Genomic DNA, 2876 nt, shown 5'->3' with positions numbered 1-2876 from the left:
CTGGCGGCGATTCCGGCCGCGCACCCGCTGACCGCCGTGGTGCACACCGCCGGTGTGCTGGACGACGGCATCATCGGCTCGCTCACGCCCGAGCGCCTGGTGCGTGTGCTGCGTCCGAAGGCGGACGCGGCGTGGAACCTGCATGAGCTGACGCGGGGTCTCCCGTTGTCCGCATTCGTTCTCTTCTCCTCCGCCTCCGGGATCTTCGGCAGCCCGGGGCAGGGCAACTACGCCGCCGCCAACGCGTTCCTGGACACGCTGGCGACACACCGCCGGGCCGAAGGGCTGCCGGCAAGCTCGCTGGCGTGGGGCCCCTGGGCGGGCTCCGGCATGGCCGGCGGCCTGGACGAGGTCGACATCAGCCGGATGCGGCGGGCGGGACTGCCGCCGCTGACGCCGGCCGAGGGCCTGGCGCTGCTCGACGCGGCACTCACTGCCACCGACGGGGCCCTGGCCCCGATGCGGGTGGACGCCGTGGCACTGCGCGCCCAGGCGGCGACGGGCGCGATCTCGCCGCTGCTGCGCGGCCTGGTCCGGATCCCGGCGCGGCGCGCGGTGCACACCAACGCCGGTGCGGGCGACGCCGGGTCGGCACAGCGGCTCGCCGGGCTCAGCGAGGGCGAGCAGCACCGGCTGCTGCTGGACCTGGTCCGTTCACAGGTCGCGGCGGTGCTCGGCTACGCGGGACCGCAGGCGGTCGAGGAGGGAAGGGCGTTCAAGGAGCTGGGCTTCGACTCGCTCACCGCCGTCGAACTGCGCAACCTGCTCCGCGAGGCGACCGGGCTGCGGCTCTCGCCCACGCTGGTCTTCGACTACCCGACCTCGCTCGCCCTGGCAGGCCATCTGCGTACCGAGATTCTGGGTGACGAGGCCGAAGCGATCGTCCCGGACCGGGTGACAACCGCCGCGAACGACGACCCGATCGCGATCGTGGCGATGAGCTGCCGTTTCCCCGGCGGCGTGCGCTCACCCGAGGACCTGTGGCAGCTGCTGGTCTCCGGCGGCGACGGGATCACCCCCTTCCCGGCGGACCGCGGCTGGGACCTCGGCACCCTCCACAGCGACGACCCCGACCTCGAAGGCACCAGCTACGTCCGCGAGGGCGGCTTCCTGCACGATGTCGCCGACTTCGACGCGGCCTTCTTCGGGATATCTCCACGCGAGGCACTGGCGATGGATCCGCAGCAGCGGTTGCTGCTGGAGACCACTTGGGAGGCGTTCGAGCGGGCCGGCATCGACCCGGCGACCCTCCGCGGCAGCAAGACCGCCGTGTACATCGGCTCCAACGAGCAGGATTACCTGACCCTGTGGCTGGACGAGCCGCAGGGCCTCGAAGGCCATCTGGGTACGGGCAACTCGGCGAGCGTGGCGTCCGGCAGGCTCTCCTACACCTTCGGCCTGGAGGGCCCCGCCCTCACCATCGACACGGCGTGCTCGTCGTCGGTGGTGGCGCTGCATCTCGCGGCGCAGGCGCTGCACAACGGCGAGTGCTCGCTGGCGCTGGCAGGTGCCGTCACGGTCATGTCCACCCCCAGCGCCTTCCTGGAGTTCAGCCGCCAGCGCGGCCTGGCCGCCGACGGCCGGATCAAGGCGTTCTCCGGCGACGCGGACGGCACCATCTGGTCCGAGGGAGTGGGCGTGCTACTGGTCGAGCGGCTCTCCGACGCGCGGCGCAACGGCCACCCGGTGCTCGCCGTGCTGCGCTCCACCGCCATCAACCAGGACGGCGCGAGCAATGGCCTGACGGCGCCCAACGGACCGTCGCAGCAGCGAGTCATCCGCCAGGCGCTGGCCAACGCCGGACTGACCACGTCGGACGTGGACGCGGTCGAGGCGCACGGCACCGGCACCACACTGGGCGATCCGATCGAGGCGCAGGCACTGCTGGCCACCTACGGCCAGGACCGCCCCGAGGGGCGGCCGTTGCTGCTCGGCTCGGTGAAGTCCAACATCGGCCACACCCAGGCCGTCGCGGGCGTCGCGGGCATCATCAAGATGGTCAAGGCGATGGAACACGGCGTGCTGCCGCAGACGCTGCACGTCTTCGAACCCACCCCGCACGTGGACTGGTCGGCCGGCGACATCGAGTTGCTGACCGAGGCCCAGGAGTGGCCGGAGACCGGTCGCCCGCGCCGGGCCGCTGTCTCCTCCTTCGGTTACAGCGGCACCAACTCCCACGCGATCATCGAGCAGGCCCCGGCGGACGATGTTGCGGCCGACACGACGCCGAAGGTGACCCTGCCCGTTCTGGCGTGGCCGATCTCCGCCCGCGACGCCGACGCGCTCCACGCCCAGGCCGAACGACTGCGTTCGTACGTGACTGCCACCGAGGGGCTGCGGCCGCTGGATCTGGCGTACTCACTGGCCACCACCCGCGCCGCCCTGGAGCACCGTGCCGTACTGCTCGGCCGGGATGCCGAGGAGCTCCGGCGGGGCCTGGCGGCCCTGACCGCGGACGAGCCGACGCCGGGACTGGTGACAGGGTCCGCGACGGGGGGCAAAACAGCCTTCCTCTTCACGGGCCAGGGCAGCCAGCGGCTCGGTATGGGACGTGACCTGTATGCCGCGTATCCGGTGTTCGCGCAGGCGCTGGATGCGGTGTGTGAAGAGCTGGACGTGCATCTGGAACAGCCGCTCAAGGACGTGCTGTTCGGTGACGACGCCAAGCTGCTGGATCGGACGGGTTTCACGCAGCCTGCGTTGTTCGCGGTCGAGGTGGCGTTGTTCCGTCTGGTCGAGGCGTGGGGGCTGCGTCCTGACTTCTTGTCGGGTCATTCGATTGGTGAGCTGGCTGCGGCGCATGTGGCGGGGGTGTTGTCCCTGTCCGACGCGTCGATGTTGGTGGCGGCTCGTGGTCGGTTGATGCAGGAGCTTCC

Annotated in this window: 1 protein-coding gene; it reads left to right on the top strand. The window is 71.3% G+C overall.

Annotated features, from left to right (window positions below):
* Positions 1-2876 (top strand): type I polyketide synthase (locus ABTZ94_RS37155; RefSeq protein WP_351207825.1); only part of this gene is annotated, 2876 nt, incomplete at both ends.

Origin of the sequence: Streptomyces sp. NPDC002785, from assembly GCF_040295565.1 — a bacterium.
Lineage (GTDB): Bacteria > Actinomycetota > Actinomycetes > Streptomycetales > Streptomycetaceae > Streptomyces.
The sequence above is the reverse complement of the archived record's forward strand: the minus strand, read 5'-3'. Positions and strand labels throughout refer to the sequence as shown.